20 protein-coding genes are annotated in these 26,729 nt (G+C 68.8%); 8 read left to right on the forward strand and 12 right to left on the reverse strand.

Annotation, left to right across the window (positions count from 1 at the left end; all coding sequences use genetic code 11):
* On the reverse strand, positions 1-3,578 hold a 3,578-nt coding region (locus DB31_RS00005), incomplete at its 3' end, for a tetratricopeptide repeat protein (protein WP_240486447.1).
* 223 nt (positions 3,579-3,801) lie between these two features.
* Here DB31_RS00005 and DB31_RS00010 point away from each other — a divergent pair.
* The gene (locus DB31_RS00010; RefSeq protein ID WP_157231676.1) at positions 3,802-4,761 is read left to right on the forward strand and encodes a DKNYY domain-containing protein; all 960 of its coding nucleotides are present in this window, start codon (positions 3,802-3,804) and stop codon (positions 4,759-4,761) included.
* On the opposite strand, the gene DB31_RS00015 is transcribed toward DB31_RS00010, so the two are convergent.
* The 3 genes from DB31_RS00015 to DB31_RS00025 form a co-directional block, all read right to left on the reverse strand.
* Positions 4,762-5,577 (reverse strand): hypothetical protein, encoded by an 816-nt coding sequence (locus tag DB31_RS00015; RefSeq protein WP_044180419.1) that lies wholly within the window; start codon positions 5,575-5,577, stop codon positions 4,762-4,764. It abuts the gene before it with no gap.
* An 86-nt stretch (positions 5,578-5,663) separates the two neighbouring features.
* Entirely contained in the window at positions 5,664-6,656 is a 993-nt protein-coding gene (locus DB31_RS00020; protein WP_044180421.1) for a stage II sporulation protein M, read from the reverse strand.
* 115 nt (positions 6,657-6,771) lie between these two features.
* Positions 6,772-8,349: a bifunctional metallophosphatase/5'-nucleotidase gene (locus DB31_RS00025; RefSeq protein WP_157231680.1), complete on the reverse strand. Its 1,578-nt coding sequence runs from the start codon at positions 8,347-8,349 to the stop codon at positions 6,772-6,774.
* 293 nt (positions 8,350-8,642) lie between these two features.
* Here DB31_RS00025 and DB31_RS00030 point away from each other — a divergent pair, with 293 nt between their 5' ends.
* On the forward strand, positions 8,643-9,857 hold the full coding sequence (locus DB31_RS00030; protein ID WP_157231682.1) for a hypothetical protein: 1,215 nt from the start codon (positions 8,643-8,645) through the stop codon (positions 9,855-9,857).
* Positions 9,858-9,860: 3 nt separating this feature from the next.
* Here DB31_RS00030 and DB31_RS00035 read toward each other — a convergent pair whose 3' ends face one another.
* Positions 9,861-12,944, reverse strand: coding sequence for a cyclic nucleotide-binding domain-containing protein (locus tag DB31_RS00035; protein WP_044181946.1), 3,084 nt, complete (start codon positions 12,942-12,944; stop codon positions 9,861-9,863).
* A 92-nt stretch (positions 12,945-13,036) separates the two neighbouring features.
* Here DB31_RS00035 and DB31_RS00040 point away from each other — a divergent pair, with 92 nt between their 5' ends.
* Complete coding sequence (locus tag DB31_RS00040) at positions 13,037-13,828, forward strand: RDD family protein (RefSeq protein WP_044180426.1); 792 nt, start codon at positions 13,037-13,039, stop codon at positions 13,826-13,828.
* A gap of 30 nt (positions 13,829-13,858) precedes the next feature.
* On the opposite strand, the gene DB31_RS00045 is transcribed toward DB31_RS00040, so the two are convergent.
* Positions 13,859-15,004 carry a tetratricopeptide repeat protein gene (locus DB31_RS00045; protein ID WP_044180428.1) on the reverse strand — a complete coding sequence of 382 codons (1,146 nt, stop codon included), beginning with the start codon at positions 15,002-15,004 and terminating at the stop codon, positions 13,859-13,861.
* Positions 15,005-15,147: 143 nt separating this feature from the next.
* Here DB31_RS00045 and DB31_RS00050 point away from each other — a divergent pair, with 143 nt between their 5' ends.
* The gene (locus DB31_RS00050) at positions 15,148-15,672 is read left to right on the forward strand and encodes a hypothetical protein (protein ID WP_044180430.1); all 525 of its coding nucleotides are present in this window, start codon (positions 15,148-15,150) and stop codon (positions 15,670-15,672) included.
* 128 nt (positions 15,673-15,800) lie between these two features.
* Positions 15,801-16,532: a hypothetical protein gene (locus DB31_RS49515; protein ID WP_044180432.1), complete on the forward strand. Its 732-nt coding sequence runs from the start codon at positions 15,801-15,803 to the stop codon at positions 16,530-16,532.
* Positions 16,533-17,300: 768 nt separating this feature from the next.
* Here DB31_RS49515 and DB31_RS00060 read toward each other — a convergent pair.
* Positions 17,301-17,534: a hypothetical protein gene (locus DB31_RS00060; RefSeq protein WP_044180436.1), complete on the reverse strand. Its 234-nt coding sequence runs from the start codon at positions 17,532-17,534 to the stop codon at positions 17,301-17,303.
* A gap of 313 nt (positions 17,535-17,847) precedes the next feature.
* Entirely contained in the window at positions 17,848-18,087 is a 240-nt protein-coding gene (locus tag DB31_RS00065) for a hypothetical protein (RefSeq protein ID WP_044180438.1), read from the reverse strand.
* 30 nt (positions 18,088-18,117) lie between these two features.
* Here DB31_RS00065 and DB31_RS48455 point away from each other — a divergent pair, with 30 nt between their 5' ends.
* Positions 18,118-18,447 carry a hypothetical protein gene (locus DB31_RS48455; RefSeq protein WP_157231684.1) on the forward strand — a complete coding sequence of 110 codons (330 nt, stop codon included), beginning with the start codon at positions 18,118-18,120 and terminating at the stop codon, positions 18,445-18,447.
* Positions 18,448-18,483: 36 nt separating this feature from the next.
* Here DB31_RS48455 and DB31_RS00075 read toward each other — a convergent pair whose 3' ends face one another.
* From DB31_RS00075 to hflX, 3 genes are all read right to left on the reverse strand, one after another.
* On the reverse strand, positions 18,484-19,269 hold the full coding sequence (locus DB31_RS00075; protein ID WP_044180442.1) for a DUF5953 family protein: 786 nt from the start codon (positions 19,267-19,269) through the stop codon (positions 18,484-18,486).
* Positions 19,266-19,694 carry a DUF6310 domain-containing protein gene (locus DB31_RS51480; protein WP_420806656.1) on the reverse strand — a complete coding sequence of 143 codons (429 nt, stop codon included), beginning with the start codon at positions 19,692-19,694 and terminating at the stop codon, positions 19,266-19,268. Before DB31_RS51480 ends, DB31_RS00075 begins: the two co-directional genes overlap by 4 nt.
* A gap of 528 nt (positions 19,695-20,222) precedes the next feature.
* A complete protein-coding gene (hflX, locus tag DB31_RS00085) occupies positions 20,223-21,605 on the reverse strand; it encodes a GTPase HflX (RefSeq protein ID WP_044180444.1) in 1,383 nt (460 codons plus the stop codon).
* A 175-nt stretch (positions 21,606-21,780) separates the two neighbouring features.
* Between hflX and DB31_RS51485 the strand changes: the two genes are divergently transcribed.
* Positions 21,781-22,173 (forward strand): YkgJ family cysteine cluster protein, encoded by a 393-nt coding sequence (locus tag DB31_RS51485; protein WP_075305792.1) that lies wholly within the window; start codon positions 21,781-21,783, stop codon positions 22,171-22,173.
* A gap of 57 nt (positions 22,174-22,230) precedes the next feature.
* Here DB31_RS51485 and DB31_RS00090 read toward each other — a convergent pair whose 3' ends face one another.
* Positions 22,231-25,335: an HYR domain-containing protein gene (locus DB31_RS00090; RefSeq protein WP_052419594.1), complete on the reverse strand. Its 3,105-nt coding sequence runs from the start codon at positions 25,333-25,335 to the stop codon at positions 22,231-22,233.
* Positions 25,336-25,409: 74 nt separating this feature from the next.
* Between DB31_RS00090 and DB31_RS00095 the strand changes: the two genes are divergently transcribed.
* Positions 25,410-26,360, forward strand: a complete 951-nt coding sequence (locus DB31_RS00095; RefSeq protein WP_276203596.1) for an NADPH-dependent F420 reductase — start codon at positions 25,410-25,412, stop codon at positions 26,358-26,360.
* The last annotated feature ends 369 nt before the right edge of the window (positions 26,361-26,729 follow it).

Below are 26,729 nucleotides of genomic sequence, written 5' to 3' on the forward strand. Positions count from 1 at the left end.
AAGGCGGGCTGGAAGGCATCCGGGTTGCGCTGAGCCAGGGCGCGGTAGAATTCCACCGCCTCCTGCGTGGCCGCCAGGGCCTCCTCGCGCCGCCCCAGCTCGCTCAACCTGGTGCCCAGGTTGTTGAGGCTCATCGCCAAGTCGGGCTGGAAGGCATCCGGGTTGCGCTGAGCCAGGGCGCGTCGGAGGACCACCGCCTCCTGCGTGGCCGCCAGGGCCTCCTCGCGCCGCCCCAGCTCGCTCAACATGGCGCCCAGGTTGTTGAGGCTCATGGCTAAGGCGGGCTGGAAGGCATCCGGGTTGCGCTGAGCCAGGGCGCGGTAGAATTCCACCGCCTCCTGCGTGGCCGCCAGGGCCTCCTCGCGCCGCCCCAGCTCGCTCAACCTGTTGCCCAGGTTATTGAGGCAGCCAGCCAAGTCGGGCTGGAAGGCATCCGGGTTGCGCTGAGCCAGGGCGCGGTAGAATTCCACCGCCTCCTGCGTGGCCGCCAGGGCCTCCTCGCGCCGCCCCAGCCCGCTCAACATGGCGCCCAGGTTGTTGAGGCAGCCAGCCAAGTCGGGCTGGAAGGCATCCGGGTTGCGCTGAGCCAGGGCGCGTCGGAGGACCACCGCCTCCTGCGTGGCCGCCAGGGCCTCCTCGCGCCGCCCCAGCTCGCTCAACATGGCGCCCAGGTTGTTGAAGCAGCCAGCCAAGTCGGGCTGGAAGGCATCCGGGTTGCGCTGAGCCAGGGCGCGGTAGAGTTCCACCGCCTCCTGCGTGGCCGCCAGGGCCTCCTCGCGCCGCCCCAGCTCGCTCAAACTGACGCCCAGGTTGTTGAGGCTCATAGCCAAGTCGGGCTGGAAGGCATCCGGGTTGCGCTGAGCCAGGGCGCGTCGGAGGACCACCGCCTCCTGCGTGGCCACCAGGGCCTCCTCGCGCCGCCCCAGCTCGCTCAACCTGACGCCCAGGTTGTTTTGAAGACGTGCCCGCTCCGCGAGTTCTCCTTCCTTCTCCAATACACCTGGCTTCTTAAGGAAGGTGCGAGCGATCCACTTAGCCGCGCTTCGAAGCGACACTGCCAACCGGGTGCCCCAGGTGTTTTGAAGACGTGCCTGCTCCACCAGCACGCCTTCCTCCTCCGTTACGCCGAGCCCCTTCAGGCGGGAGCGTTCAATCCACTCCGCCACTCTTAAAAGTGACACGGTGGGGTGAGGGATACCTGCCGCCTCAAGTTCCACTGCGAGAGAGCTGTCCCCATGCGCTTCGAGCTGCTCTGCGAGCACATCACCTAGGACCGAGAACGCGGTATGCAGGCCCACGGCCTTTGCTGACTCGAAGGCAAGCCGTGCCCGCTCTTGCAGTGAATGAGCAAGAAGCTGTTCGATCCAAAGGCGCGCCACCTCAGGCTTCGTGGCGGATGCACGGCCCAACACTTCGAACCCGTGCCCTACAGCAGCGGTTCCTTCTTCGACTGGAAACACCCGATGAATCCAATCAGGAGGGAGGCGCTCCTCCCCTTGTCTTGAGGCCGCTCGGAGCACCATTCCCTCGCCGAGCAAGTCTGGCTCCAAGGGCGGGAGGAACACCGGATGGTCCGAGTCCTTGCGCTCATAGACGCGGTGAAGCAGCCGGGGCAGTTCCTGCTCATGGTCCGTCAGCGGGTGCCCGAAGATCCGCCCAGCGGCCTGTTCGGTCGCGTCAACCTCCGCGAATCCTCCACGAAGCGTCGCGGCTGCAACGATCTGGCGAGCCTTGGTTCTCCAAAATGCGTGCGCCACGTCATTCAACTGGGCCTGCGCTTCCCAGAAGCGCTCCTCATGGTCGAGGACAACCTCCATCAGCGTGTTGGCCTTGAACTCCAGGCCTTCCACCGCGGCGAGCGCGGCCATGTGCAAGTAGAGCACCCGTTCAAAGTGCTCATCGGCCAGCGGGGGTATCGGGCGCGGCGTGTACGCCTTGCGCTGGGCTTTGGCGAACCACTCCGCAGCCTCGCGGAACACCTGCTCTCGCTCCACTTTCTGGGGGGCGAGCGGTGCCAGTTCATAAGGCGGCACAGTGTTGAGCCATGCCCCCAACGCCGCGTCGGACTGGCACAGCGCCTGCCACCAGTCTCCCGCGTTGCGCGCCAGCAGCAGCAGCCGTATCCGGCGAAGCGAACTCGAACTCTCTTGCTGGGCATAGCGCAGCACTTGCAAGAGCGCCGTCCGCAGGTGCGGGTGACTCTCCGCATAGTCGACGACGACAACCACCGGCTGCCCCAACGCACAGAGCTTCTCGAACCAATCCTCGCTCACCCCATTGGCCAGGAAGCCCGCGGCCCACCGGTGGCTTCGGGGGCCGAGCCACTCGATGGCCAGCCGCGTCTTGCCCACGCCTCCTTCCGCATGAATCAACCGGACCGACACGGGGGGACCCTCGCCGCACCAGCGATCCAGTTCCTGGAGGATCGACTCGCGTCCCTGCTCACGGAAGGGGACGACCTGGTAGCGCGCCTGGAGGAGCGTGGAGGGAGGCGGATTCTGCGGCAGCGTCCCGGTTCCGCTCACCAGGAGGTCATCGACGCCGGGGATGCGGTCCACATCGAGGTGGTCACGCAGGAACGCAATCAGGCACTCGGCGGAGGCCCGGGCGGCGAACTCCTTGAAGTGGTCATCCCGGCCGGAGTTGGCGAAGTCCATCACGCCCTTCATCACCACCGCATCGAGCTTCTTGTCTCGCTGGGTATGGGCCACGGCACCGAGGGCCGCCGCCTCCATCTCCAAGCCCAGCGTCTTGCGCATGGATTCAGAGATGAAGGTCCAGATCTTCTCATCCTCGACCACCTGGCTGCCGCTGCCCATCGGCGCGACATGGACCTTGAACGGAAGCACCGCCCCCTCCGGAGAGAGGTCGGGGAAGCGCTGGCGGTGCTTGATCAGGAGTGCCTGGATGCGCGTGCGCCCGCTGTCCGTGAGGGAGAGCGTGCCGTGCTCCACGCAGCCCGTCTTCCAAAGGTCCTCGATGACCTTCTCCCACTGGGGGCAGTACACGTCGCACTCCGGGAGCGCGGAGGGATCCGCGACACCCTGGTGCAGCTGGGCCAGCACCCAGTTCTCCTGCCACGCGTAGGGGATGGGACGTTTCTTCCACCAGGCCTCGTCCCGAAACCGACTGGAGAAGTCGAGGTGCTCGATCGCCTGCTTCCAGTCGCCGCGGAGGTTGTACGTCTTGAGATCCTGCTCCACGCGGTCGGGCAGTCTTTTGCCCGTGTCGTGGAAGAACAGCCGCTCCGCCGCGACCACATCCCCGAGGTTCGTCTTGCCCGAGCGCCCCGCGCACACGCCGCACATCGCCACGCACCGAGGCTGATAAGCTTCCACCAGAGGGAGCAGCGCGTTCGTCGCCGCTTCACTCCCCATGTCTTCCGCCTGGGCCAGCGCCACCCGCAGCGGTCGGCCGCCCTGGCCTCGGAAGGTGCGGAACGCCACCCGGAGCCCGTTGGGCCCCCGCTCCTCCTCCCAATGGCTGCCTTCCCAGGCGCCAGCCTCGACCTGCTTCGCGGCCTGGTACTCCAGTGGGATCGCCGTGAGGATCACCACGTGGGCCCAGCGTCTCTTCACCTCACTCGGAGACATGGTCGGAAGCGTACCGCCAGTGTCGGTGCCTCACCACTGATGGGCGCGCACAAACTGGACCGAGAGATGCTCAAGACCAGGGTGCGCATGGGCGGCGTGCAGATGATCGACGTTCAGCCCGACGAGCTGAGCCTGGCGGCGGTGAACCGTTACCTGGACATCAAGGCGCGCGGGGTACTGTAGCGCACCCGTGGGCTATGTTCGCGGCATGCTCTTTACTGCTGCGGCCATGGTCACGCTCTCCTTGCTCACCGCATCCCCCGAAGACTCACTGGTCGGACGCTGGGGTGTCACGGAGGGGAAGAAGCCGCGCGTCATCCTCGATCTCCCGCCGAACAGGCTGGCCCAACTGGTCGTCAGCGCGGGCATCTGGACCGCCACCGAGAAAGAGATCCAGCTGGTCAACCCAGACAGGCCCGACAAGCCGTATGTCATGCCCTATTCGTTCGAGGGGGAGAAGCTGAAGGTCATCCTCGACAAGTCACCGGTCACGCTGGATCGCCTGGAAGCGCCTCCCGAGTACAAAGCCCCGAAGGCGAGCGAGCCGCCCCAGCTCCTCACCCACGGCTTCGTCAAGGCGGGCTCGGACGTGTACACGCTGGCGCATCACGACGGCGGGTTCATGGCCATCAGCGCAAACACCTGGGCGCATGTCCCGGGAGCCAGCGCCGCATCCTTCGAGGGGCTCGCGAAGGGCGTCGGCAAGGACGCGAGCGCTGTGTATTGCTTCAAGGACCACGGCGGCCGGGAGCAGCCCTCACGGCTCGAGGCCGCGGATCCCAAGACGTTCCGCGTCCTCTTTGGCACTGGCCGCATCTACTTCGCCGATGCGCAGAACGTCTTCACGGAGTGCAGCCGGCTCGTCAAGCGTGAGCGGTCCAAGGGGAAGACGCGGCTGACCTCCTTCGACACCCAGACGTTCGCGCTCGGGCCCTGTGCCCTCTTGAAGGACCGCTCGGGCGCGTACGCGGCCGTGCCTCTCTCAGACGCCTTCGCCGATCCGTCGAAGATGAAGGAAGTGCTCGCGGTCCAGGAGGAGCTCACCCGGCGGCAGCTCTGGGTCTACGAGAAGGTGAGCGGGAACGTGGACGCGCTCTCGGAGCAAGGCTGCGACAAGCTCCCGACCCCTGCTCCGCTCACCCTGGAGGATCTGGCCTCCGGGCGCTGATCAGCCCCACAGGTAGTGCCCCATCAGGGTGCGCCACTTGGGCTGCTGCATCACCGGCCACAGCGGGCCCGTCATGAAGTAGGGCTTGTTCGTGTGCTGGACCACGACCTGAGCATTCGTGTTCGCGTAAGGCTCGTTCGCGACAAAGACGACGTGGTAGGAGAAGCTCCACTGCCCATTGTTCCTGTCCCGGAACCCGAAGACGCTCGTGGTGGAGCTCTTCACCCCATTGGGGGCCAGGTAGAACTCCGGCAGGAGTGCTTGGGTGGTCCCCTTTTTGATCATCTGCTGGAACCTCGCGTAGAACGTGCTCCGGCGCTGGTAGCGCACCGTGTCCTTGAGCGCGTGTTGCTCCGGGTCCAAGTAGTAGTTCGAGTGGTAGACGGTAGGGGTTGTTCGTTCGCCCGTGGCAAAGAACGCGCAGCCATTCATTGGCGCCGTGAAGAAGAAGTTCGCGCGGTCTCCGAGCGTCATGGAGTAGGACTTGTTCGTGTCCCACGGCAGGTAGTACGCGGTGAGCGCGGGAGCATCCTGGCCTGTGGCCGCCGTGACGCTGTGAACACCTCGCTCGGTGGTCATCACCTTCATGCCCCGGACCTCCTGCGCGGAGGTGAGGTTGTAGATCTCGTGATCCTGATCGTTGTGCTTGGCCTGCAAGAGGCTGAGGAGCTGCTTGCTCTGGACGCGCGCCCCTAGCGGAGCCTGCGCGGTCACCTCCAAGGCATTCTGTCGCAAGAAGGCGACGCCGTGCTGGACGTACTCCTGGCCTCGGTCCCGAGCACGGAAGTCACTCATTCCCTTGGGCAACTCGAACACTGGCGCTCTCCTGGGTTACCGAGTCTTGCGCTCTCGGGCCCAGCCATTCTTCGAGGCGCCCCAGTGGGGGGCAACTTTCTGGCGGCCTAGGAGGCCTCAGCGCGCCGGGCCCGCAGGAAGTCCGAGCACAGGTACGCGTAGACGCCCGAGCCCACCACCAGCGCGAAGCTGATCTTGAACGCCACCGACAGCTTCGGCGGGTGGATCTGCGACACCGTGCCCTCGATGAACCCCGCGAGCACGAACAGCGCCAGCGTGCCGAACAGCAGCTTCACCGCCGTCACCGCTTCCTGCCGCAGCGCCAGCCCCCGAGGCAGTCCCTTGGGCGCCGCCAGGCCCCGCGCGATCACGAGCCCCGCTGCTCCCGCAATACAGATGGCCGTAATCTCCGGAATGCCGTGCGGGAGGATCCACGCCCAGAACCACCCCGTCATCCCCTTCGCGGCGTAGACCTGGGCCAGCGCGCCCAGGAACAGCCCGTTCACGAAGAGCATCACCGCCGTGCCAATGCCCACCGTGATGCCCAGCGCGAACGCCAGGAAGGCCACCTGGATGTTGTGCGTGAACAGGTACGACGAGAAGTAGGCCTGCTCGTCCACCGTCATGCCCTCGCCCTTGGCCTCCTTCTCGGCGCGCTCGACCGGATCGAGCTTTAGGTGATCCCCCGGCACCAGGTAGTGCGCGCCGTCCGGGTCCATCGTCATGCCCAGGTAGCCAAACCCCATGCCCGCCATGAACATCAGCACCGAGGCGATGTACATGCGCCACTCCCGCCGCAGCAGCGCCGGGAACCCCCGCGAGACGAAGCCCCACACGTCCGCGAAGCGCGGCCGCTTGCCCGGGTACGTCAGCGCGTAGGCTCGGCCCACCAAGTCATTCAGGTAGGCGCTCACGTCCGCCGAGCCGCTGCGCGCGCGCACCCACAGCAGATCGCTCGACACCGCCCGGTACATCTTCCCCAGCGAGCGAGCGTCCTCCAGGCTGAGCGCCCGCAGGCCCTCGCCCTCGGCCTTGTCGAGCAAGGCCTCCAACTTCTCCCAGCGGGGACGCCGCGACTCGATGAACTCGGCCACTTCCATGGGGGCCGACTTTAGCCCAGGCGGAACCTGGACACGGATGGGCGGACGTAAAAAGGGGCGGGTCCCGTGCTGGGTCCCACCCCTCTTCACTTCAGCCCCGCGGCAGAGCGCCGGACTACTTGGGCAGCGCCTTCTCGACGGGCTTGGCGTCGGTGGACTTCTGCCCCTTGGTCCACTCGATGACCGGCGTCTGCCAGGCCATGCCCGTCTCCGTCGGCTCGGGGTCCAGCTTCTCGAACTCGAAGCCGTCACCGCCGAAGTAGAGGTACTCGATGGTGGCCACCGTGTACTCCTTCTTCGGATCCAGCGGCTTGCCCTTGGCGTCCTTGAACTTGCCCTTGCCCGCGGCGGTGAAGCCCGAGATGAGCGCCTCGGGGTTGGAGAGCTGGTTCGCCAGGTCCGCGCCCTTCACCTTCATCAGCATCAGCGAGTTCTCGAACGGAAGCACCGAGTAGACGCTGCCCACGGTGATCGGCCCGGCGGGCAGATCCCCACGGATGCCCTTCTTGTTGATGATGACCGCGTCGGCCTTCGTGCCCTCGCGCATCGAACCGGCCACCCAGCGCGCCATCTCCGGCGTGCCCGCCTTGAGGCCCTTCTTCGTGACGCCGATCTGCTCGCCCAGCCGCGCGTCCAGCTGCGTCTTCGCATCGCCAATCGCCTTCACCGCCTCGGCGTCCGGCGTCCCTGCGCCCGCCACGTCCACCAGCTTCGTCTCGATGCCGGTCACCTTCTCGGCCGCCGGCTTCGACGGATCGAAGGTGATGCGCGCGCGCAGGTACTTCTCCAGGCCGCGGCCCAGGGAGACCAGCGCCGTGTCACCCACCTTGGTGTCGATCTGCGTGCCGCAGCGGCCACCGCCCACCACCAGCGCCAGCTTCCAGTCCGCGTGCTTCTCCAGCGTGGGCTGCAGCTCGGTGGGGCACATGTCCGCCAGCACCACCACCACGTCCGCGCCCGCCTTGCGAGCCTCCGGCACCGCCGCCGCGAGCGCCTCCTCGGTGCCCACCAACTCCACGCCCTCGGCGCGGCCCGCCATGGCGGCCGTCACCGTCTTGGGCGACGTCAGGCCCACCACGCCCACCTTGAGGCCCTTGCGGTCGAACACCTTGAACGCCGGCACATCCATGCCCTTGGCCAGCGCGGCGTCCTTCACCTTCAGGTTGGCCGCCAGGAACGGGAACCCGCCGATCTTCGCGTTCTTGAGGAACTGCTCACGGCCGAAGTCCAGCTCGTGGTTGCCCAGCGCCGAGGCCGCGTAGCCCATGCGCGCCATCACCGTGGCGGTGGACTCGCCCACGAAGAAGGACGAGAGCGCCGGGCCGCTCCAGTGGTCGCCCGTGGCCAGCGCCAGCGTCGCCGAGTCCGCGCACGAAGCCTGGCCATCCGCCTTCACCGGGCCCGCGCAGTGCTTGTCCTCGGCCACCCAGCGGCCGAGCACCTCGGCGGCGCCGCCCTTGGCCTGGTCACCCTCGCCCACGGGCAGAAGCTGGCCACCCACGCCGCCGGTGATCAGCAGGGTCACCACCTGGGGCTCCGCCGGCTTGGCGGGAGCGGCCGCGGCCGCGTCACCCGCCGCGGGCTGGCCGGCCTTGTCCGTAACCGCGGGCGGCTGGGGCTGGCCACCCTTGTCGCCACAGGCCGTCACGCTCGCCAAGAGCAGGAAGGCCAGGGCTGCGGGCAGGGTCCTCACGGCGCGAGCGCCGCGGGGAGCGAAAGGGGAAGACTCACGACAAAGAGCAGCTTGGAGGGAGTTCGGGCTCACGGGCGCGCCTCTAGCACATTCCCGAGGGACCAGACAGGCTCCGAGTGGCCCTTGGCGCCTGTGGTACCGTCCCGGCCGTGTTCGAGCGGAAGGGGCAGGACGGTGCGTTGCAAGCGACCCCGGCCTCCGAGCGTAGAGGGTCCATGGGGCGCGCTGCCGAGGTCGCTCAGAATATGTGGGATGATGTACGCCAGGGGACGCAACACTTCCAGAAGTGGGAGATGCCTCCGCCCGGACACCGCGTGCGGCAGTTCTTTCACGGAATGGCGATTCCGCTCCACCTGCTGCGAGCGCTCTGGGCGGACCCGGTAGCGCGGCGGCAGTACCTGCGGGTGGGCGTCACCCAGGCGCTGGCGGTCCTTCTGCTCAGCATTCCCCTGCTCCCCTCGCGCAAGAAGGACCACGAGCCCACCGAGCGTCGCAGGTATTCGCTGAGCTTCGGTGACGCGGGGGAGGATGACGCTGAGCAGGAGCCGGAGCGCCAGCGCTTCCATCAGGAGATGGAGCGCAAGGCGGCGGAGCTCAAGGCCAAGGTCCGCGAGGCGAGCGGAGGCGTGCAGGCCACGACCGGAGAGCGCGCACGGGCCGTGGCCGAGGCCGTCAAGGAATTGGCCGAGGTCGCCAAAGCCGAAGCGAGGGAGCGTCAGGCCCTGGTGGAGGCGACGAAGCGGGAGCAGGAGCAGGAGCAGGAACGGGGCCCCATCGATCGCCTGCTGGGGCGCATCGACCAGGAGGTGCAGTTCTGGGTGACGGTCTTCGGCATCATGCAGCTCGTGCAGTGGGTGGTGATCGCCCTCTCGCGCGACTACCACGACTCCATCTCCCGGGAGGCCAGCCTCCGCACGGCGCTCGAGCCCGAGGACGGCCCGCTCACCCCGCGCGTCCGGCTCGACGTGCCGTGGATGCGCAAGAAGGTGTCGCGCCGCATCCGCGCCTTCGTGGTCTTCATCGTGGGGATGCCCGTGCTCTACGGCCTCACCGCGGCATTCCCCATCCGGCATGAGCTGATGGCCGTGCTGGTCCCGGCCTGGAGCGCGTACTGGCTCGTGGTCTTCACCACGGCCCGGAGCGCCTACGCCTGGAAGGACGCCGCGCCGAGGGCTCCCTGGTTCCTGCGCGGCTGGAGGTGGCTGACCACCCGCGTGCCGGGCTTCCGCTGGGGCTTCCTGCAGCGCTACGGCGACTTCTGGACCCGCCGCACCCGCGAGGTGTTCTCGCCCGCGGCCGAGACGGAGAAGCAGCCCTGGGCGTTCGCGGGGCTCACGGTGGTCGGGATGCTGTCGATGCTCCCGCTGGCCAAGTGCTTCCTGCGGCCGCTCATCCCCGTGGCCGCGGGACACCTGCTGGTGGCGCGGCAGCAGGCCGAGAGCACCACCGCTCCGAAGCACCTGGAGCCGTCCGCTCAGGCTCCCACCGCCTCCTCGACCGCGGCGTAGTGCCTACTTCTTGTCGATGACGAACTCGCCCGTGAGCGGCGACGCACTCGCGGTCGCCTCGGGGCCCACTTCGAGCAGCTCGCCGCTCTGCCGGCTCGTGGGCAGGTCGATCAGGGTGCGCAGCTGCTGGCTCACCGCGCGGAAGAAACCCGTGAGCAGCTCCGGGCGATCCGAGAGCAGATCGAGGAAGTCGCGGCGATCGATGACGAGCACGCGCGTGTCCTCGGTGGCGACGACGTCCGTGGGGCGCGGGGCGCCGTCCAGCAGGCTCACGTCGCCGAAGGTCTCCTTGGACTGGTTGCGCAGCACGTGCTCGCCGTCGCGGAAGTGGTCCACTGCGCCAGAGACGATGACGTAGAGCGCGTCTCCCGGGTCGCCCTGGCTGTAGATGCGCTCGCCGGAGCGGAAGTGAACCTCGCGGGCCACGGCCGCCACCGCGGCGATGTCGTCCACGTCGCTCTGGGAGAAGACGCCCACGCCCTCCAGGGCGAACATCTTCTGTACGGTGGCCTCACTCATGTCGTTCTCCTGAAGGGGCGGCACCACCAGCGTGCTCAGGCGCTGGGCCACATAGCGGGCGCAGGCGCGCAGCACCACGTCCTCGCTCTGCGTGAGCGCATCCAGGCAGCTCTCCAGCCGGCCGAGCGCCCCGGGCGGCAGCTCGCGGTGATGGGCTTCGATCTGCTCGGCCAGCAGCTCGCGATCCTCCTGGGACACGACGGCGTCCATCAGCTCCAGGGCATAGGCCTTGCGGCGCGGATCCTTGCCCACCAGATGCTGGTGCACGCGCCGCATCGTCTGGGGCGTGTAGAGCAGGCCCAGCAGGAAGAAGGTCAGCTCCAGGGCCTGGTCCAGCCGGTCCCCCACCGCACGGGTGAGCAGCGAGCGGTCCCCGAGCGCCGCGCGCAGATCCCGGAAGGCCCCCACCAGCTCGCGGTAGGTCTCCTGCCGGCGGCCAATGGCCTCTCGCACGCGGTCGCCGTCCACCTTGTACTCCGGGTGCTCGTCACGCAGGCGGGACATCTCCGCACCGATGCGGAACTGGAGGAAGGCGTCGTCGCGGACGTTGGAGAAGATGAACGCGTGCAGCGCATCGGGCGTGCCGATGAGCCGGATGACGCGCGTGAGCTGGAGCCGCTGGGCCATGGGAGCGGCGCGGTTGTTGAGCGTCACCTCCAGCAGCGGCATGACATGGTCGCCGAGCTGGGCCAGCGCGTTGCGAGCCACCCGGCGCTCCTCGCGCCAGGTGAGGAACACGAGCAGCCGGGGAGCCAGCTCCAGGTAGCCGCCCACGCCCGCCGCCTCGATGGCCACGCGCCGCACGGAGGGATCCGCGTCGGCGAGGTAGCGCGCCAGCGGCTGGACGAACCGCGCATCCTTCAACCGCCCGAGCAGCTTGGCCACCTCGCGCCGCTCGGCCACAGGGGCCTGGGCGCTCCGGGCCAGCAGCGCGGTGAGCGAGTTCAGGGCAACACTGTGCCCCTGTGTGTGAATCAGCGCGCCAATGGCGGCGCAGCGCAGGCCGATGTCCGAACTCTCCAGCAGCGCGGGCAGCAGGCGCTCGGCACGATCCGGGGACAGGCGCGCCAGGGCCCACACGGCTTGATCCCGAGGACGCCGCGGGCCGGACTCGACCAGGCGCTCCAGGGTGGGCGCGGTCTCATAGGCCTCCAGCTTCAGCGCCAGCTCGACGCCGCGCTCCACCACGCGCTCGTTGGGGTGGCTCAGCAGCGCGGGCAGGTGGGGCCGCAGGGGCACCTCGGCCTGGGCCATGAACTCCACGGCGCGCAGCACGCGCTCCGGCGTCTCCGCCCCCAGCGAGTCCACGAGCAGCTTCTGCGTCTCGTTGCCGACGAGGACCTCTTCCTCGGCGGGAGCGCCCACCTGCTCCTCGAGCGCCTCCACGTACGCGGGCTTGAGCCGGAAGAGCAGCACGCCCAGGGCGGCGCACAGGCCCAGCACCGCGATGGCCATGGTGGTGCCCGTGGCCGCGCGGCCGGCGCCAATCAGCAGCACGCCGGCCAGCACCACCCCACCCTTGCGCAGCAGGCCATCCACGGCGGCGCGCATGGCCTCGCGCTGCTCGTCCGGCACGGCGGCGTAGAGCAGCTGAATGCCCACGGGGAGGATGGAGTAGCTCACCGCCGTCTCCACCAGCCGCAGCATGTGGACGGGCCACAGGGCGGGCGTCACGAGCGTGGCCACCGCCAGGGGCCCGAGCACCAGGGGCACCAGCGCCAGGTAGTGGAGCAGCCCGAGCTTCTCCAGGAGCTTCTTGGCCACCACGAGCTGGAAGGCGACGCAGAACAGGCCAATCCACAGCTGCAGCGAGCCGAACAGAGCGGCCAGCCCATCCTCGCTGAGCGTGCCCTCCACGCGCAGGCGGAACAGGTAGTCCACGAACGAGGACAGCACGGCGAAGGCAACGCCGAGCGCCCCCAGCACCTGGGCGTAGGGGCTCTGGAGGAAGTAGAGCCACGGCTCGGCGGAGATGGCCGCGTGCCGGGAGCGCGGGGGCATGGCGACAGCGCCAGTGTGGAAGCGGAAGACGATGCCCGCGGTGAGCAGGCCCAGGGCTCCGCTGGCCACCACGACGGGGGTACCGAGCCGCTCGGCCATGGCCTGCACGAGCAGCCCACCGATGATGCCGCCGCCCATGCCGAAGCCATTGAGCGCGGTGAAGGCGCGCCGGGCCTCGCGGGCATTGAACGCGGCGGACATCCGCCCCCAGAAGCGCAGGGAGACGAACGTCGTGAAGGCATCCACGAACAGGTAGAGCGCGATGGCCGGGATGCGCTGGCCCGCGGACACGCCGAACGCCAGCCCCAGGGTAATGACAGAGGCCCCCACGGTGAGTACGCCGGGAGACTCGGTGGGCGAGTCCGGGCGTGGGCGGGGCAGCACCGTGAGTGCGGCCGTCAGCAGGGCGCCCACGAGGTAGAGGTACGGCAGGGCCTGGGACTCAAAGCGTGACAAGACCAGCGCGTTGGCAGCGGTTTTCAGCTGCGTCACGCCAGCAATGAGGGCGAACTGGAAGGTCGCCGCGGGCCAAAGGCGCTGGCCCCAGGAAGGCTCGGTGTCGGCCACGGTGTCGGGAGACTCAGTGTATCCCACCTTACTGATTTTCAGGAGAACCCTTGCACGCCCGCTCGGGGGGCACTCTGGCCTAGACTGGTGCGGTGACGTCCGCGCCTGACACCCTCCTCGACGGCAGCCACACCGTCCTCACGCCCGAGTACGTGGAGTTCCGCTTCACCCTTGCGGGCCTCTACTCGCGCTTCCTCGCCTGGCTGGTGGACGCCCTCATCGTCCTGACCATCGCGGGGGTGGTGCTGATCGTCCTCGGATACACCCTGGGGAGCGTGCCGAACCTCGCCGGCTCCCTCTTCGTGGTCATCTACTTCCTGGTGGACTGGGGCTACGGCATGGCCCTGGAGACAGCCTGGAGCGGGCAGACGGTGGGCAAGCGCGTCATGTCCCTGCGGGTCATCCAGGAGAGCGGCGTGCGCATCGGCTTCTACCATGCGGCGCTGCGCAACCTGGCTCGCCCGGTGGACAGGCTGCCGATGATGTACCTGGTGGGCGGGGCCACGGCGCTCATCTCGGGCTCGCACCAGCGGCTGGGGGACATGCTGGCGGGCACCATCGTGGTGCGCGAACGACGGCTGAAGGTGCCCTCGGCGCTGGGCATTGTGGGCGACGAGAGCCTGCTGGCCGATCCCCTCTTCGTGTCCCGGGTGAAGAAGCTCTCCACGGAGGAGCGGGACATCATCCTCGCGGCCGCCATTCGCCGCGAGGAGATGCGCATGGAGGCCCGGCTCCAGCTCTTCTCGGCGCTGAGCCACCGGCTGCAGGACGTGCTGGCCATGGAGAAACCGGCCCACCTCTCGGACGAGAAGTGGACGCTGCTGGTGGCCGCCGCGCTCGTGCCGCCGCAGACCAAGGGCAAGCGTCTCAAGTCTGGAGTGTGAGTCTCGTGGATCGAGCGCTCACCCCGCTCGCTACGGCTTCCGGGCGCGGTCCACGTCCTCCATGAGGCGGGTGGCCTGGGGGTGGAGGGGATGCGCTGACGTCAGGCCCTCCACCACTTGTTTCGCCAGGGCAAACGCCTCGTCCAGGCGTTGCGCCTTGATGTAGGCCAGGACCAGGTTGAGCCCCGTCTCGGGCTTTGCCGGCTCGAGCCGCCGCGCCGTCTCCAGCAGCTCGATGGCGCGCGGCTCATGCCGGTGGCCCTGCTTCAACAAACACACGCCCAGGCGGGTGTACGGCTCCCAGTGCTGGGGCGCGAACGCGATCGCCTCCTCGTAGGCGTGGATGACGCCGGGCATGTCCGGCGGATGGAGAAGCTCGCACGCCTCGGCCTCCAGCAGCTTCAGGGGCAGCGAGCGCGTCCCTTGCGCCCAGCCCTCCCGCACCCGCTGCAAGGCCTCACGGCCGCGCTTGAGCCGCAGCAGCCTCGCGATCTCGTGGAACAGAGCCTCCTCCGGCGCCTCGGTTCCTTTCGGGGCGGGCTCCTGGCCCGCGGCCCACGCCTGGCGCAGGAACTCGGACTGGGGCACCTGCTTCTGCCCTGCTTCCAGCAGGCGCTGGGCCCAGCGCGGCTTGCGGTGCTGCCGGAGCACCTGCGCCAGCCCCCAGTAGCCGCGGGTCTCCCGAGGATCCAGCCGCAGACACTGCACCCACTGGCGCACCGCCGCCCGGGGCCGGTTCTCCAGCGACAGCGCCAGCCCCAGCTCGAAGTGGAAGCCGGCCTGCTGGGGCTTGAGCGCCACGGCCTTCTCATGCGCCTCGCGGGCCGCCGGGATGTCTCCCAGGGCCAGCAGCGCGACGCCCAGCCCATGCCAGGCCTCGGCGGGAGGCGAAGGCTGGCGGACGAGCCCCTGGTAGTGCTCGCGCGCGGCGGCGAAGTCCTTGCTCTGAATCGCCGCGGCGGCGCGCAGCAAGCCCACCTCCCCCTGCGCCGCCTCGGACTTCACGCGCGACACCAGCTGCTCGGCCTGCTCCGTCCGCCCATCCAGCAGGGCCACCCGGGCCAAGGCGATCAGGGCCTCCTCATCCTCCGGGTGCTGGGCGAGACGGTGCGTGGCCGCCTCCCGCACTTCCTGAATGCGGCCCTCCTCCAACCACTGCCTCAAGGGGTGTGTCATCTCGCTCCTTCGCTGACACGGGTCCGGGCCGTAGACAGGGACGGCCTGCCTGCCCCGCCCATGTGAGGGCTCTCGGGATTGATCGTTTCCCTGCCTTTATATGAGGATACCGGAATGATTCATTCTCCCCTGGGAGCCGCCCCTTGAGCGCACCGATTGGATCGCCTGGAAACCGCCCCATCCGCCTGCCGCAGAGCACCCCGGTGCAGGGGGGAAGCCCGGCCGCACCGGCCGCGGCGCCCGCCCCGCGTGCGCCCGTGGACCCGCATCTGTCGGACTACTCCCAGACGGACCGGCTGCGGACGCAGATTGGCGAGCAGGCCCGGAACAACCCCAGCTTCTACGGCACGCTCGTGGACGGGGTGAACGGCCTGCTGCAGCGGGGCGGGTTCGGTATCTCCCCCGCTTCCCATGGCAGCGTCATGGAGAACCTGGAGGGCGTGAGCCGGGGCACCATGTCCCAGTCCACAGCTCACTTCCGGGAGTCGCGAACCTTCGCTCAGGATGCCCTCTCCAGCTACGCCCATGGCCGGTTCGTCCAGGGAGAGATGGAGCGCTTCGGCGCGACGCTCAATCTCGTCGGGGGCGTCGGGATGTCGGCGGTCGAGGGAGCCCAGTGGACGTTCCAACAAGCCCGTGAAGGCGCCCGGTATCTGCTCGGGTACTGAAGCGCCTCGCGAGCGGGCCTCACAGGTCCGCTTCCGCCCCTCCCGCTTTCAGCGCGGGAGCCGCGAATTCCCGCGCGTATGAAGTGGGACGGGCGCTCCAGCCCCTCTCTGGCGCAAGGGAAGACTGCATGTCCTCCGGCTTGGTCATCTCTGTGGCCGCCAACAACGCAGCTTGGTGTGATGCGGTGTGCCGCGCGCATGGGCGCCCAGGAGAGTTCTCGCGCTCGCTGTGGCTGAACCGCGCTGAGGTCCCAGCCCTCTACCCGAACGCCGTCACGCTCACTCCGGGTGACGTGGCGCGACAGCTTGAGGAGATCTCCAGGCTCGACGTGCCGGGGCGATGGGGAGTCAAGGACAGCTACGCAGCGCTCGACCTTGCACCCCAGGGCTTCTCAGAACTGTTCACCGCTCAGTGGATCGTCCTCCCCCGGGACGTGCACGGCTCCGCGTCCGTCAGTGGAGCCCGCTGGCTCACGATCCGCGACGAGACCCCACTCGCCGCGTGGGAGGCAGCTTGGCGAGGCACGCCGGGCGAGCACCGGCTGGACCCGGCGCATGCCCTCTTCCGGCCGGCGCTGCTGGACGACCCGAACACCCGCCTCTTTGCTGCCTACCACGGCGAGGCCCTCATCGCCGGCGCCATCGCCTACCAGTCCGCAGGCGTCGTCAGCCTCTCGAACACGTTCCTAGCGGAGGGAGCCTCTGAGGCGTTGCGCAGGGAGATGCTCGCACAGGTCACGGCGGCGTTCCCGGGGCTGCCACTCGTGGGCTACGAACACGGTGACGAGCTGGCCACGTGGTGCACCCTGGGCTTCGAGCCTCTGGGCACCCTGCGGGTGTGGCTGAAGAAGGCCGGATGAGGGTGTTGCTGCATCGAACCCGCAGCCGGAAGCATCCGGCGAGAGCGCTCCAGAGAGATCGAGAGCACCAGAGCCCTCGGAACGGTGTGGCGCGCGCGAGGCATGCTCAGCGTCCCTGCATTGCTCCAGGTGCCCGTGAGAGGAGCCCGGCATCCTTCGCGCCCACCGCACCCGGTGAGGAAAGGACAGCCTCCACTGTCGATAGGGCACGTGAGGCAGCACTCGCTCCACCCTGTGCACTGCTGGGCAGTCTTACGGAAACGGAGCTCGACCGGGTGGGATCGCTCTCGCCAGAAGCTCCGAGCGGCGGGTTCGATTGCCGCCGCTCCCAAGCCGAGCAACCCGCCGCTCTCAAGCACGTTCCCTCTGAAGAAGAGGGTGGGGCTTACATTTCGGGACCCAATCGGTTCTTGGCGGACCAAATTTGGACCAAATCCGGAGAACACATCCAGCGCAAAGGCGCGGCGCAGCAGCCCGGTCCAATCCAACCCAGCCTTGCGCCCCTTCTTCGGCTCCTGCCCCTCCCCGCCTCAGGCGGTGCGCTCACTCCCTCCCCCCCGGCTCCACACCCGCTTGAGGGAGCCCTCCTTGTGGGCGAGCGCATCGCGACAGTGCGCGTCGGTCTGGCGTGGGATGGCGCGAGCTGCGGGCTGCTCCCGCTGCTGGCACCTGTATCCGGAGATGGCGGTCCTGGATGCTCGTCCTGGTCGTCATGGAGAGGCGATCTCTTCGAACTCGTGCAGCGGCGGACAGGACGCGTGTCTTCGCTCAGCGCTCAGCCCCTCCTTGGCCCCCGTGCTGCACCACCTCGTTACGCCGAGTGCGCCCAGAGCTCCGACGGCTCCGTCGAGTTGGCGTCTGGACGAACACCGAACTCCAGGCCCGCCACATCATGGACAGGAACACCAGCACGATGACCACCGCCAGGAACGCGATCACCTGCTGGGAGTTGAACTCCGACGCCACCTGTGCGCCGGTGGCCACAACGTCATTGAAGTGCATGTGAGAACCTCGGTCCGGGTACGACAAGTTGCGCTGCTCGGAGCCCCACACCCGAGCAGCTACAGCTAGTTCCCAAGCCACGAGCCTGGGGAAGCGCAGCAATGAGCCTGCGCATGGCACGGCGTTGCTGGCGCGTACCCGCAGGGTGAAAGTCAGTGACGAGAGGCGCGTTGCTGCACCCCATAGGGTGCTGTGCCACTAACGGCAGCAGCGAGAAGCTCCGCGCCGCTTTATCGAGGTCCTTTGGTCGCAGTTCTTGCTGGGCATGGCAGACCGTTGCTGGCTCGCCCCTGACCACTGCGAGAGAAGCTACTTACCTGTCGTCACCGCCGTGCCCCGTCGTGATCTTCATGACGACGCCGAGGAACTGTTCGGCTCCATGCCGCACCGTGTGCTTCAGGACCGCCCAGCAGGCTCTGGCGACGGTGAGGTAGATGAACCACCGTGGCCGCCCCTCCGCCACCAACCGCTGGAGATGCTCCAGTGCGTCACCGATCTCCTCCGTGTCGATGCGCTTCGGTACTCTCTTGGCAACCCACTCGAGGGCACTCATGGCCCGCTCCTGCGAGCGCGAACGGACTACGTGAAACCCGGAAGGGCACCTCTGGGAACGAGAAGCCTGAAGAAGTACGACGCCGCGTTCAAGGCGCTGTGGGGCCTCTTCTTGCCCATGGTCCACGGTGTGGCGCGGGTGCGCTCGACACGCAGGGAGGCCGCGGCGATGGCCGTCTTCCTCGGGGCCTACTTCGGGGGCGCTCTCGCCGCCACCGAGTTGGGGAACTTCCCGGTCCCGGTGCTGGGAGCCGGCGCGGGGCACGTGCTCGGCTGGTACTCCGCGCTCGGCATCTTCCGCTCCTCCATGACACCTCCAACTCGGCAAGAGTGTGGAACGGACGCCCCTGAAGGCAGATGACGCAGAACGCGGCGCGGTACAGTTCAGAACACGCGTCTAGCGGGAAGGCTCCTGAAAAGGTGGGTCGGCTAAAGTAACGCGCCCGCCAATCTCCGGGAAACGCTCGTACGCGCGCACGAGCGCCTCTAGGTGCGCGGGGTTGTCGAGATCCAGCGGCGTATCCGTGAGCCGAACCACCCACCCGCCCGTTGCAGTGCGCCGCGCCCGAGAGAGCAAGTCCGCGTCACGCGAGGGATCCGGGAAGCCGATAGCCCGAGCGGCAGCATCCGACCAGTAGTTCAGCCACCCAAGGTAATATGGAATCTCCGGCGCGCGGATATGCTCGAAGAGCTTGAGGGCGGGCAGCCCCCGGGGAGGGGACGGCGGCCCTTCCAACGTGGGTGCTATCTGCTCCGCGATGTCCAACGCAGCGCCGTCCGGCGTCGCATGCCCCCAGAACGCTCGTGCGCCCTCCGCTACGCGCTCCAGCATCTCCGGCGCTGCCGCGATAGCGGCCGCGTCGACCGGCAACTCCGCACGGACGTTGAGCAGCGGCTGGCCGCCCGGTGACAGAATCGCGGGTCTCTTCGACCCGGAAATCGTCACGGGGTAGCTCTCGTCTCCATTGCACAGGAGGGGGATCTTTCCGCGTGTTGCCGCCTCAGCGAGCCAGGCGTCGCGTTGCGGTAACTCGATGGGGCGCCCTCCTTTGCCCACTTCCCACTCCAAGCGCAAGCCGGGCAGCGCCCGTTCCATGCCACGGACGACAGCGAGTGTGCGGCCGTCGTGCTCCACGAGCGTAGGCGCGTAGACGGTCAGATCGAGGCGCCTTCGAGTGGTCATCGTTTGCATCCCGTGACGACAATCTTGAGGGTGGGATCCTGTCGCCGCAGCGCTTCTTTGTGCGCAGCACTGCTCACCCCAACGACGAAATCATATCCACACGCTACCGCGATGGCGCGCTCCTCCTGAAGCTCTTCTACTTGATCCTCGATCACCTGCCTCCGGAGGAAGTCAGTGTACGTGTCAAATCGATGGGTCTTGATCTCCCACAGCACACGCACGCCGACTTGCAGCGCATCAAAGCGCTTGCCGCCAACGAGCACGTCATTGCCGGGGTAGCGGTTCGGCGGAAACTTATCGGCGCACTCGTTATGCGGGGCATCCTCGCCCGCGTGCGGCACCGGGATGGGTTCACACTCAGAACGGCGGCGCTCCGCCGTCACCGGGGCGGGTGGGCCTCTGTTCGATCCGGCGCTCTCCGGCAAGGGGTTTGCCTGCGGCTCCTGCGAGGCCCGAGGAGCGTCTCCGGCCCAAAGGCCCGGCTCCCGGGTGGGCGGCAGCTCGCGCTTGTGCGGGCTCCGCGGCAGGGGCTGGGGGCGAACCTGCCCTGGCTGCCCGCGAGTGGGGAGGCCCGTGCCAGGCACAGCGGGTGGGCGCACAGGCGCCCAGGCGTAGGCCTCAGGCGCTTCTCGAGAGGTGGCGCACCCAGCGACGACAACGGCAACGGCAACGGCTTGGAGGAGGGCGCTGGCTGAAGAGGGCATGGTGCTCACCGCTTCTCCAGGTGGAGGAACTGCGGAAGGGCAGAGGAGGCCGAGCTGGACGACAAGGCTACCACGCGCGGGAGCCGTGGACGCCGAGGTTCCGGAAGATCTTTGCCAAGGCGGGAATACGGAAACGGCGCTCGACCGAGTTGGAGCGCTCTCGCCAAAAGCTCCGAGCGGCGGGTTCGATTCCCGCCGCCTCCACTGAGCCTCGTAGCGCCAGTGCCTGGAGGTCAGTGCCAACGGCGCTCAGGCTCCGAAGGACTGCGTGAGGCGCGCAATGGCTCCGGGCAGGCCGCGCACGCGGAGCTTGCGCCCGCTCTCATCGAAGGACTCGGAGAGCACCGTCGTGTGCTCGTACACCTCGCTGATGCGCGACTGGGAGGCGTAGGGGATCACCAGGTCCGCATCGACCATGGAGGCCGCGAAGGCGCTCAGGATGCGCTCGCGCAGGAGCCCCACGTCCTCTGGCCGGTGCGCGGAGAGCAGCATCGCCTCCGGGTGGCGCGAGCGCAGCGCCTCTTGTGCCGCCGCATCCAGCCGGTCCACCTTGTTGAAGAGCAGCTGGCTCGGGACGGCGTCCGCTCCGATCTCCCGCAGCACCGTGCGGGTGACCTCCAGCTGCGTGTTCCAGGTGGGATCGGACGCATCCACCACGTACAGCAGCAGCGAAGCCTCGAGCGCCTCGTCGAGCGTGGAGCGGAAGGAGGCGACGAGATCATGCGGCAGCTTCTGGATGAAGCCCACCGTGTCCGAGACGAGCACGCGCGGACGGCTCTCTGGCTGCAGGGCCCGCACCGTGGTGTCGAGGGTGGCGAAGAGCTGGTCGGCCACCAGCACCTCACTGCCGGTCAGGGCGCGCATCAGCGAGGACTTGCCTGCGTTGGTGTAGCCGACCAGCGCCACGCGCAGCTGGTCGCGGCGCGCGTAGCGGCGCTGGTCCTGGTCCTTCTGGATGGCGGCGAGCCCCTCGCGCAGCTCGGCGAGGCGGTCGCGAATCTTTCGGCGGTCGAGCTCCACGGCGGAGTCCCCGGAGCCGCGGCCCTGCTGCCGCTCCCTTCCTCCGGTGGACTCGCGCAGGCGGGGCGCGAGGTAGTTAAGCCGGGCGATCTCCACCTGCATGCGCGCCTCGTGGCTGCGCGCGTGCCGGTGGAAGATGTCCACGATGACGCCTGTGCGATCCAGCACCTGCGCCCCGGTGGCCTTCTCCAGGTTGCGCAGCTGGCTCGGGGAGAGCTCGTGGTCCACGACTACAATCGTGGGGCGCTGCGCCACCTCGCCTGGGGCGTCCTCCGCGGGCGGTGCGGCCTCCTCGTCTCCGGGCTCCTCGTGTGCTGCGTCCGCGGACTCCCAGCGCTCGCGCGCCTTCGATGTCCGCTCCTGCGCGCCGGATGCGATGACGCCGCTGCCGCCGGTGAGCTGCGCCAGCTCCTTGAGCTTGCCGGTGCCCAGCACCGTCCCGGAAGCCAGCCCCTCGCGGCGCTGGCTCACGGTGGCCACCGCGTCGTAGCCCAGGGTCTTTACCAGCCGGGCGAGTTCCGCGAGGTCTGCGGCGTGCTCCGCGTCCGAGACGTCGGGGAGTTGCACGCCGACGAGGACAGCAAGAGGACGGGCAGAGAGGGTCTTCGGCATGCAACTGCTCATACCACGCCGTTCCGCGTCAACGTGGTGGCGTCCGCGCCGCCCCCCGGTGCGTCCGAGGCCCTGCGCGACATCGAGGTGGACAAGCTCCGCCCATAGCGAGCCCTCGTCTGCCCCCTCGCTTGCGCGGGCACAGCCATCCGTTCGTGGCTATCTAAACGGTGTCATGGATGGTGGCGCACCCGAATCTCCGCTTTCGCTTCTCTGCCGCGGCTGCGGCCTGTGCTGCGATGGCAGCCTCTTCAGCCATGTCGGGCTAGAGCCCGAGGAAGTCGGCCAGCTCCACGCACTGGGAATTCCCACGCGGACCCTTCGCAGCGGTACGGAGGTGCTTCCGCAGAGGTGCTCCGCGCTCAAGGGCCGCGACTGTGGGATCTACGCAGCCCGTCCGGCGAGCTGCGCTGCGTATCACTGCGTGCTCGCTGCCTCTCTCCTCGAGGACCGGGTCACCCTAGAGGAGGCACAGGCCATCGTGAAAAAGGCACAGCGCCTCATTGCGGACGGTCACGCCCGAAGATTTCTGCGACAACAGTTCCGCGGCCGCAAAGGGCTCGACTGATCCTGCCTCGCCTCCGCCACCTGCTGAGCATCCCCAGTGACTCTGTCGGCGTGCTGCTCACGGGGTGACACGCTCCCGGCGGCGGCGACGCCCTGCCCAGGTGGCGAGGGCCGATAGCACGGCCAGCGCCGCGCCCGCGCCTCCACCGTCGGCCTGACAGCCGCAGCCGCTACTCGACTCCTCCCAGGCCTGAACGGTGACGTTGAACGAGCACTGCGCGGCGTTTCCGGCGGCGTCCGTCGCGGTGACGGTGACGCGGGTCTCCCCCTGAGGAAAGAGGGAGCCGGACTCCGGCGACGCGGTCACCGTCGGATTCGCGGTGATGACGTCGGTCGCGGTGGCGGGGGGATACGACACCAGCGCCCCCGCCGGCCCCGTCGCCTCCACGACCAGGTCCACCGGGCAGGTGATGTCCGGAGGCGTCTGGTCGACCACGCCGAGCGTCACGGTGGCGACGTTGCTGTCCAGACCGCAGTCCCGCACCCGGAAGGTGAAGCTGTCCGGCCCCGAGTAGCCCGAGGCGGGCGTGTACGTGACGGAGGGCGGCGTACCGCTCAGCGTCCCGTGAGCTGGAGGGGTGACGATGACGAAGGTCAGCGGAGGTCCCGCCTCGGCATCCGTCGCCACCAGCGACAGATTCACGGGCACACCGTACGGCGTGGAGCCCGTCAGGTCCTGCGCCACCGGCGCGGTGTTCTGCACCACCCTCACCATCCGCCCGCCGCCTATCGCGTTGGCGAAGACGGAGAGCACATAGGCACCCGGCGTCGCGCTGGCGGGAATGGACACCGTCACGCCCGTGGCGGACATCTCGGTGCCCGGCAACGTCCAGAGCCGGCGCCCCTCGGACGCCTGCAACCGCACCAGCGGGAAGTTCGTCGCGGAGTCCCTGAAGTCTCCCATGCTGGCTCCGGAGATGCCCCGGAACAGCGTCCCGGTGATGCGCGCAGGACAGGCGCTCACCATCTCGTCGAGTCCCGTCACCACCGAACGCCAAGCCGGCTGCCCCCCGGTGTCCTCGTACAGCTCAGCGCTTGACAGCCACACGCCCCCGGCGCCCTGCCCTCCCAGCGCGAGCACCTCGCTCGAGGGCAGCACGACGGTGTCGAAGCGCAGCCGCTGGGCAGCGAGGCCCGACACGGGCTTCCAGGTGTTCGTCGCGCCGTCGTACAGCTCCGCGGTGGCGAGCACCGTGCTCCCGGGCCCCTGCCCTCCCGCGACGAGGACCCGGCCGGAGGGCAGCAGCGAGGCCGAATGGAGTGCGCGCGCGCCAGCCAGTGTCCCCGCCGGGGCCCAGGTGTTGGAGACCGGGTCATACACCTCAGCCGACGCCAGCGCCGTCGCGAGCGAGGTCCCCGCCACCGCCAGCACCCGGCCCGACGGCAGCAGCGTCAGGGTGAAGGAGGCCCGTGCCTGCGAGAGACCCGCAGCAGGGGCCCACGTGTTGGAGGCCGGGTCATACAGCTCCGCCGAGGCCAGCGGCACGCCCCCGTTCTCGCCACCCGCCACCAGGACCCGGCCGTCGTGCAGCAGCACGGCCGCGTGACGCAAGCGAGGCGTGGCGGCCGGCCCGGCAGAGCTCCACACGTTCGCAACCGGGTCATACAGCTCCGCCGTCCCCGTGCCCGCCCCCCCCACGACGAGCACCCGGCCCGAGCCAAGCACCGTCGCGGTGTGCCCATCCCTGGCGGTCGTCATCGAGCCTGCGGGCGTCCAGGTATCGGCCACGGGATCGTACAGCTCCGCCGAGGCCAGTGGCCCCACGCCATTCTCACCTCCGACAGCGAGCACCCGGCCGGACGGCAGCAGGCGCAGCGTTGCGCGCTCGCGCGCGGTGGTCATGGAGGCGGCGGGAGCCCAGGCGTTGCTCGCGCGAGTGTAGCGCTCCGCCGTCCCGAGCACGCCACTCGCGCCCCGGCCTCCCGCGACCAGCACCTCTCCCGACGGCAGCAGCACGGCCGCGGAGCCCCGGCCCTGCACGAGATTGCCGGCCGGAGCCCAGCGGTTGCTGGAGGACTCATAAAGCTCCACGTTCGCATAGAAGGTCAGGCTCGGGTTCGAGCTGTAGCCCCCCATGACGAGCACCTGACCGGTCGTCAGCAGGGTGGCGGTGGCATTGTCGCGAGCCACCGCCAGCGTACCGGCGGCGGCCCAGGTCCCCGTCGCAGGGTCATACAGCTCCGACACGGGCTGCGGGTTGCGCGCCCCGTCCGAGCCACCCTGGACCAGGACCTTGCCATTGGGCAGAAGAGTGGCCGTGTGCCCATTTCGCGGATGGATGAGCGCGCCGGTGGCTGTCCACGTGTTGGCCACCGGGTCATAGAGCTCCGCGTGGGTGGTGACCCCCGCGCTCGTGAAGCCTCCCGCGAAGAGGACACGGCCATCGGGGAGCATCGTCGCGGTCGCATAGTGCCGGGGAACCAGGGGAGGCGCCGCCAGCGACCAGGTCCCTGCGGCGGGGTCATAGAACTCCGCGACGGGCACCTCGCCCGAGACGTTGTTGAAGCCGCTGACCACCAGCACCCGGCCGTCCCTCAGCGAGGTGGCGGTGTGGGCCCGGCGGGCGACGGACATGGAGCCTGTGGCGGTGAAGGTGTTCGTCGCGGCGTCGTAGAGCTCTGCCGTGCTCAGGTTGGAGCCTCCCGCGACGAGCACCTGCCCCGAGGACAGGAGGGTGAGGGTGCTCAGGCTGCGAGGTGCGGACATCGCCCCCGTGGCGGACCAGGTGTTCGTCGCGGCGTCATGGAGGCGTGCCGACTGGCTGCCGTCCGTGACGATGAAAGCCTTCCCGGTGGGAAGCAGGACACCCGACATGATGTTGCCCTGGATGCCGGGACTTCCGGCGGAGGCCCAGGTGCCGGTCTCAGGGTCGAAGCGCTCGGCGGCACTCACGAACCCGTTCCGGTTGACGCCGCCCGCCACCAGGATGCTGCCATCGGGCAGGAGCAGCGAGACGTGCTGGGCCCTCGCGCCCGCCATGCTGGCCGTCGACGACCAGCCCGGGGCCGCCACCACGTCGGCGGCAAGCTCGGGGAAGGAGGCCCGCGCCAGGGAGACGGCCTCCGCCGAGGACGGCAGAGTGCCCTTCTCCTCGCATGCGAGGACGAAGACACCGCAGAGCACCACGAAGATGAGGCGGCCCGAGCTCCAACCTGATTGCATTCGCCCTCCAGGCCCAGACCTGCGCCATGGGTTGACGCGCCGGGGGGCACGCCCCACGCGGAAGTCCTCCGCGTGTGACACAGCGTGTAGCACGCTCCGAGCGACTCCGGGTCCAGACTGACACGCTCCCCAGGCTGCTCCCGCCGGACTCGCTCCGGGGCACCACGCTCAACCCGGAGGCACGTTTGGGGCCCCGTCTTCGTGGACTGGCCACGCTGCTGGAGGAGGCGAGTGACGAAATCCGCCGGCCACCGCGCATCGCGCGGACGGGTCGGGCATCTGACGGGCGCACGAAGGCGCGGGATTCAACCCTGGAGGACAACGGCATGAAGATTGGAATTATTGGCGCGGGCTTGATTGGCGGGACCCTGGCCCGGCGCTGGGTGCAGCTGGGGCATGACGTGTCCATCGCGAACTCGCGCGGGCCGGAGACGCTCAAGGACGTGGCGAAGGAGACGGGCGCGAAGGCCGTCACCGTCCAGGAGGCGGCCAAGGCGACCGACGTCATCGTGGTGACCATCCCCCAGAAGGCGGTGCCCGCGCTGCCCAAGGGCCTCTTCGCGAACACGCCCAAGGACGCGGTGATCATCGACACGGGCAATTACTACCCCGTGCGCGACGGCCAGATTCAGGCGCTCGACAACGGCCAGGTGGAGAGCGAGTGGGTCGCGTCGCTCATCGGCCGTCCGGTCATCAAGGTCTTCAACAATATCTTCTTCAAGAGCCTGGGCGAGAATGGCAGGCCCCAGGGCACGCCGGGGCGCATCGCGCTGCCGGTCGCGGGGGACTCGCCGGAGGCCAAGGCCAAGGTGCTCAAGTGGGTGGAGGAGCTGGGCTTCGACGCCATCGACGCTGGCAGCCTCGCCGACTCCTGGCGCCAGCAGCCCGGCACCCCCGTCTACACGCAGGACAGGGACGCCGCGGGCGTGAAGGCGGCCCTGGCCGAGGCAAAGCGCGAGCGCCTGCCGGAGTACCGCAACGCCGCCAACCAGTGGCTGAAGGACTTCCTCGCCAAGCAGGGCTGAGCGCTCACGCCAGCGGCTTGAGCACCGCGTAGTCGAATGGCGCGGCGGGCGGCATCGCGCAGGCCCACACGTCGAAGTCGAGTATGGCGCTCGTCGCGTTCCCACAGGGATTGACGTGGCCAGGGGACGCGATGGGGTGGCTGGGGGTGGCCTACGTCTGGAGGAGCCGCGCCTTCCCGGCGGAGCGCAGTCCTCGTGTTGCGTCTCCTCCAGCAGCGCCAGTGGTTCGCCGCGTCAGAGCAGCTCGAGGATGGCTCTGCCGCGGGTGGGCACCCCGCAGCCTGCGGAATCTTTGCATCAATTTCTACCTCGTCGGCTCCCTCCAGCAAGCGGGGCCCGCTCAGTCCAAAGGAATGGACTCGGGACACG

The organism is Hyalangium minutum (genome assembly GCF_000737315.1).
Classification (GTDB): domain Bacteria; phylum Myxococcota; class Myxococcia; order Myxococcales; family Myxococcaceae; genus Hyalangium; species Hyalangium minutum.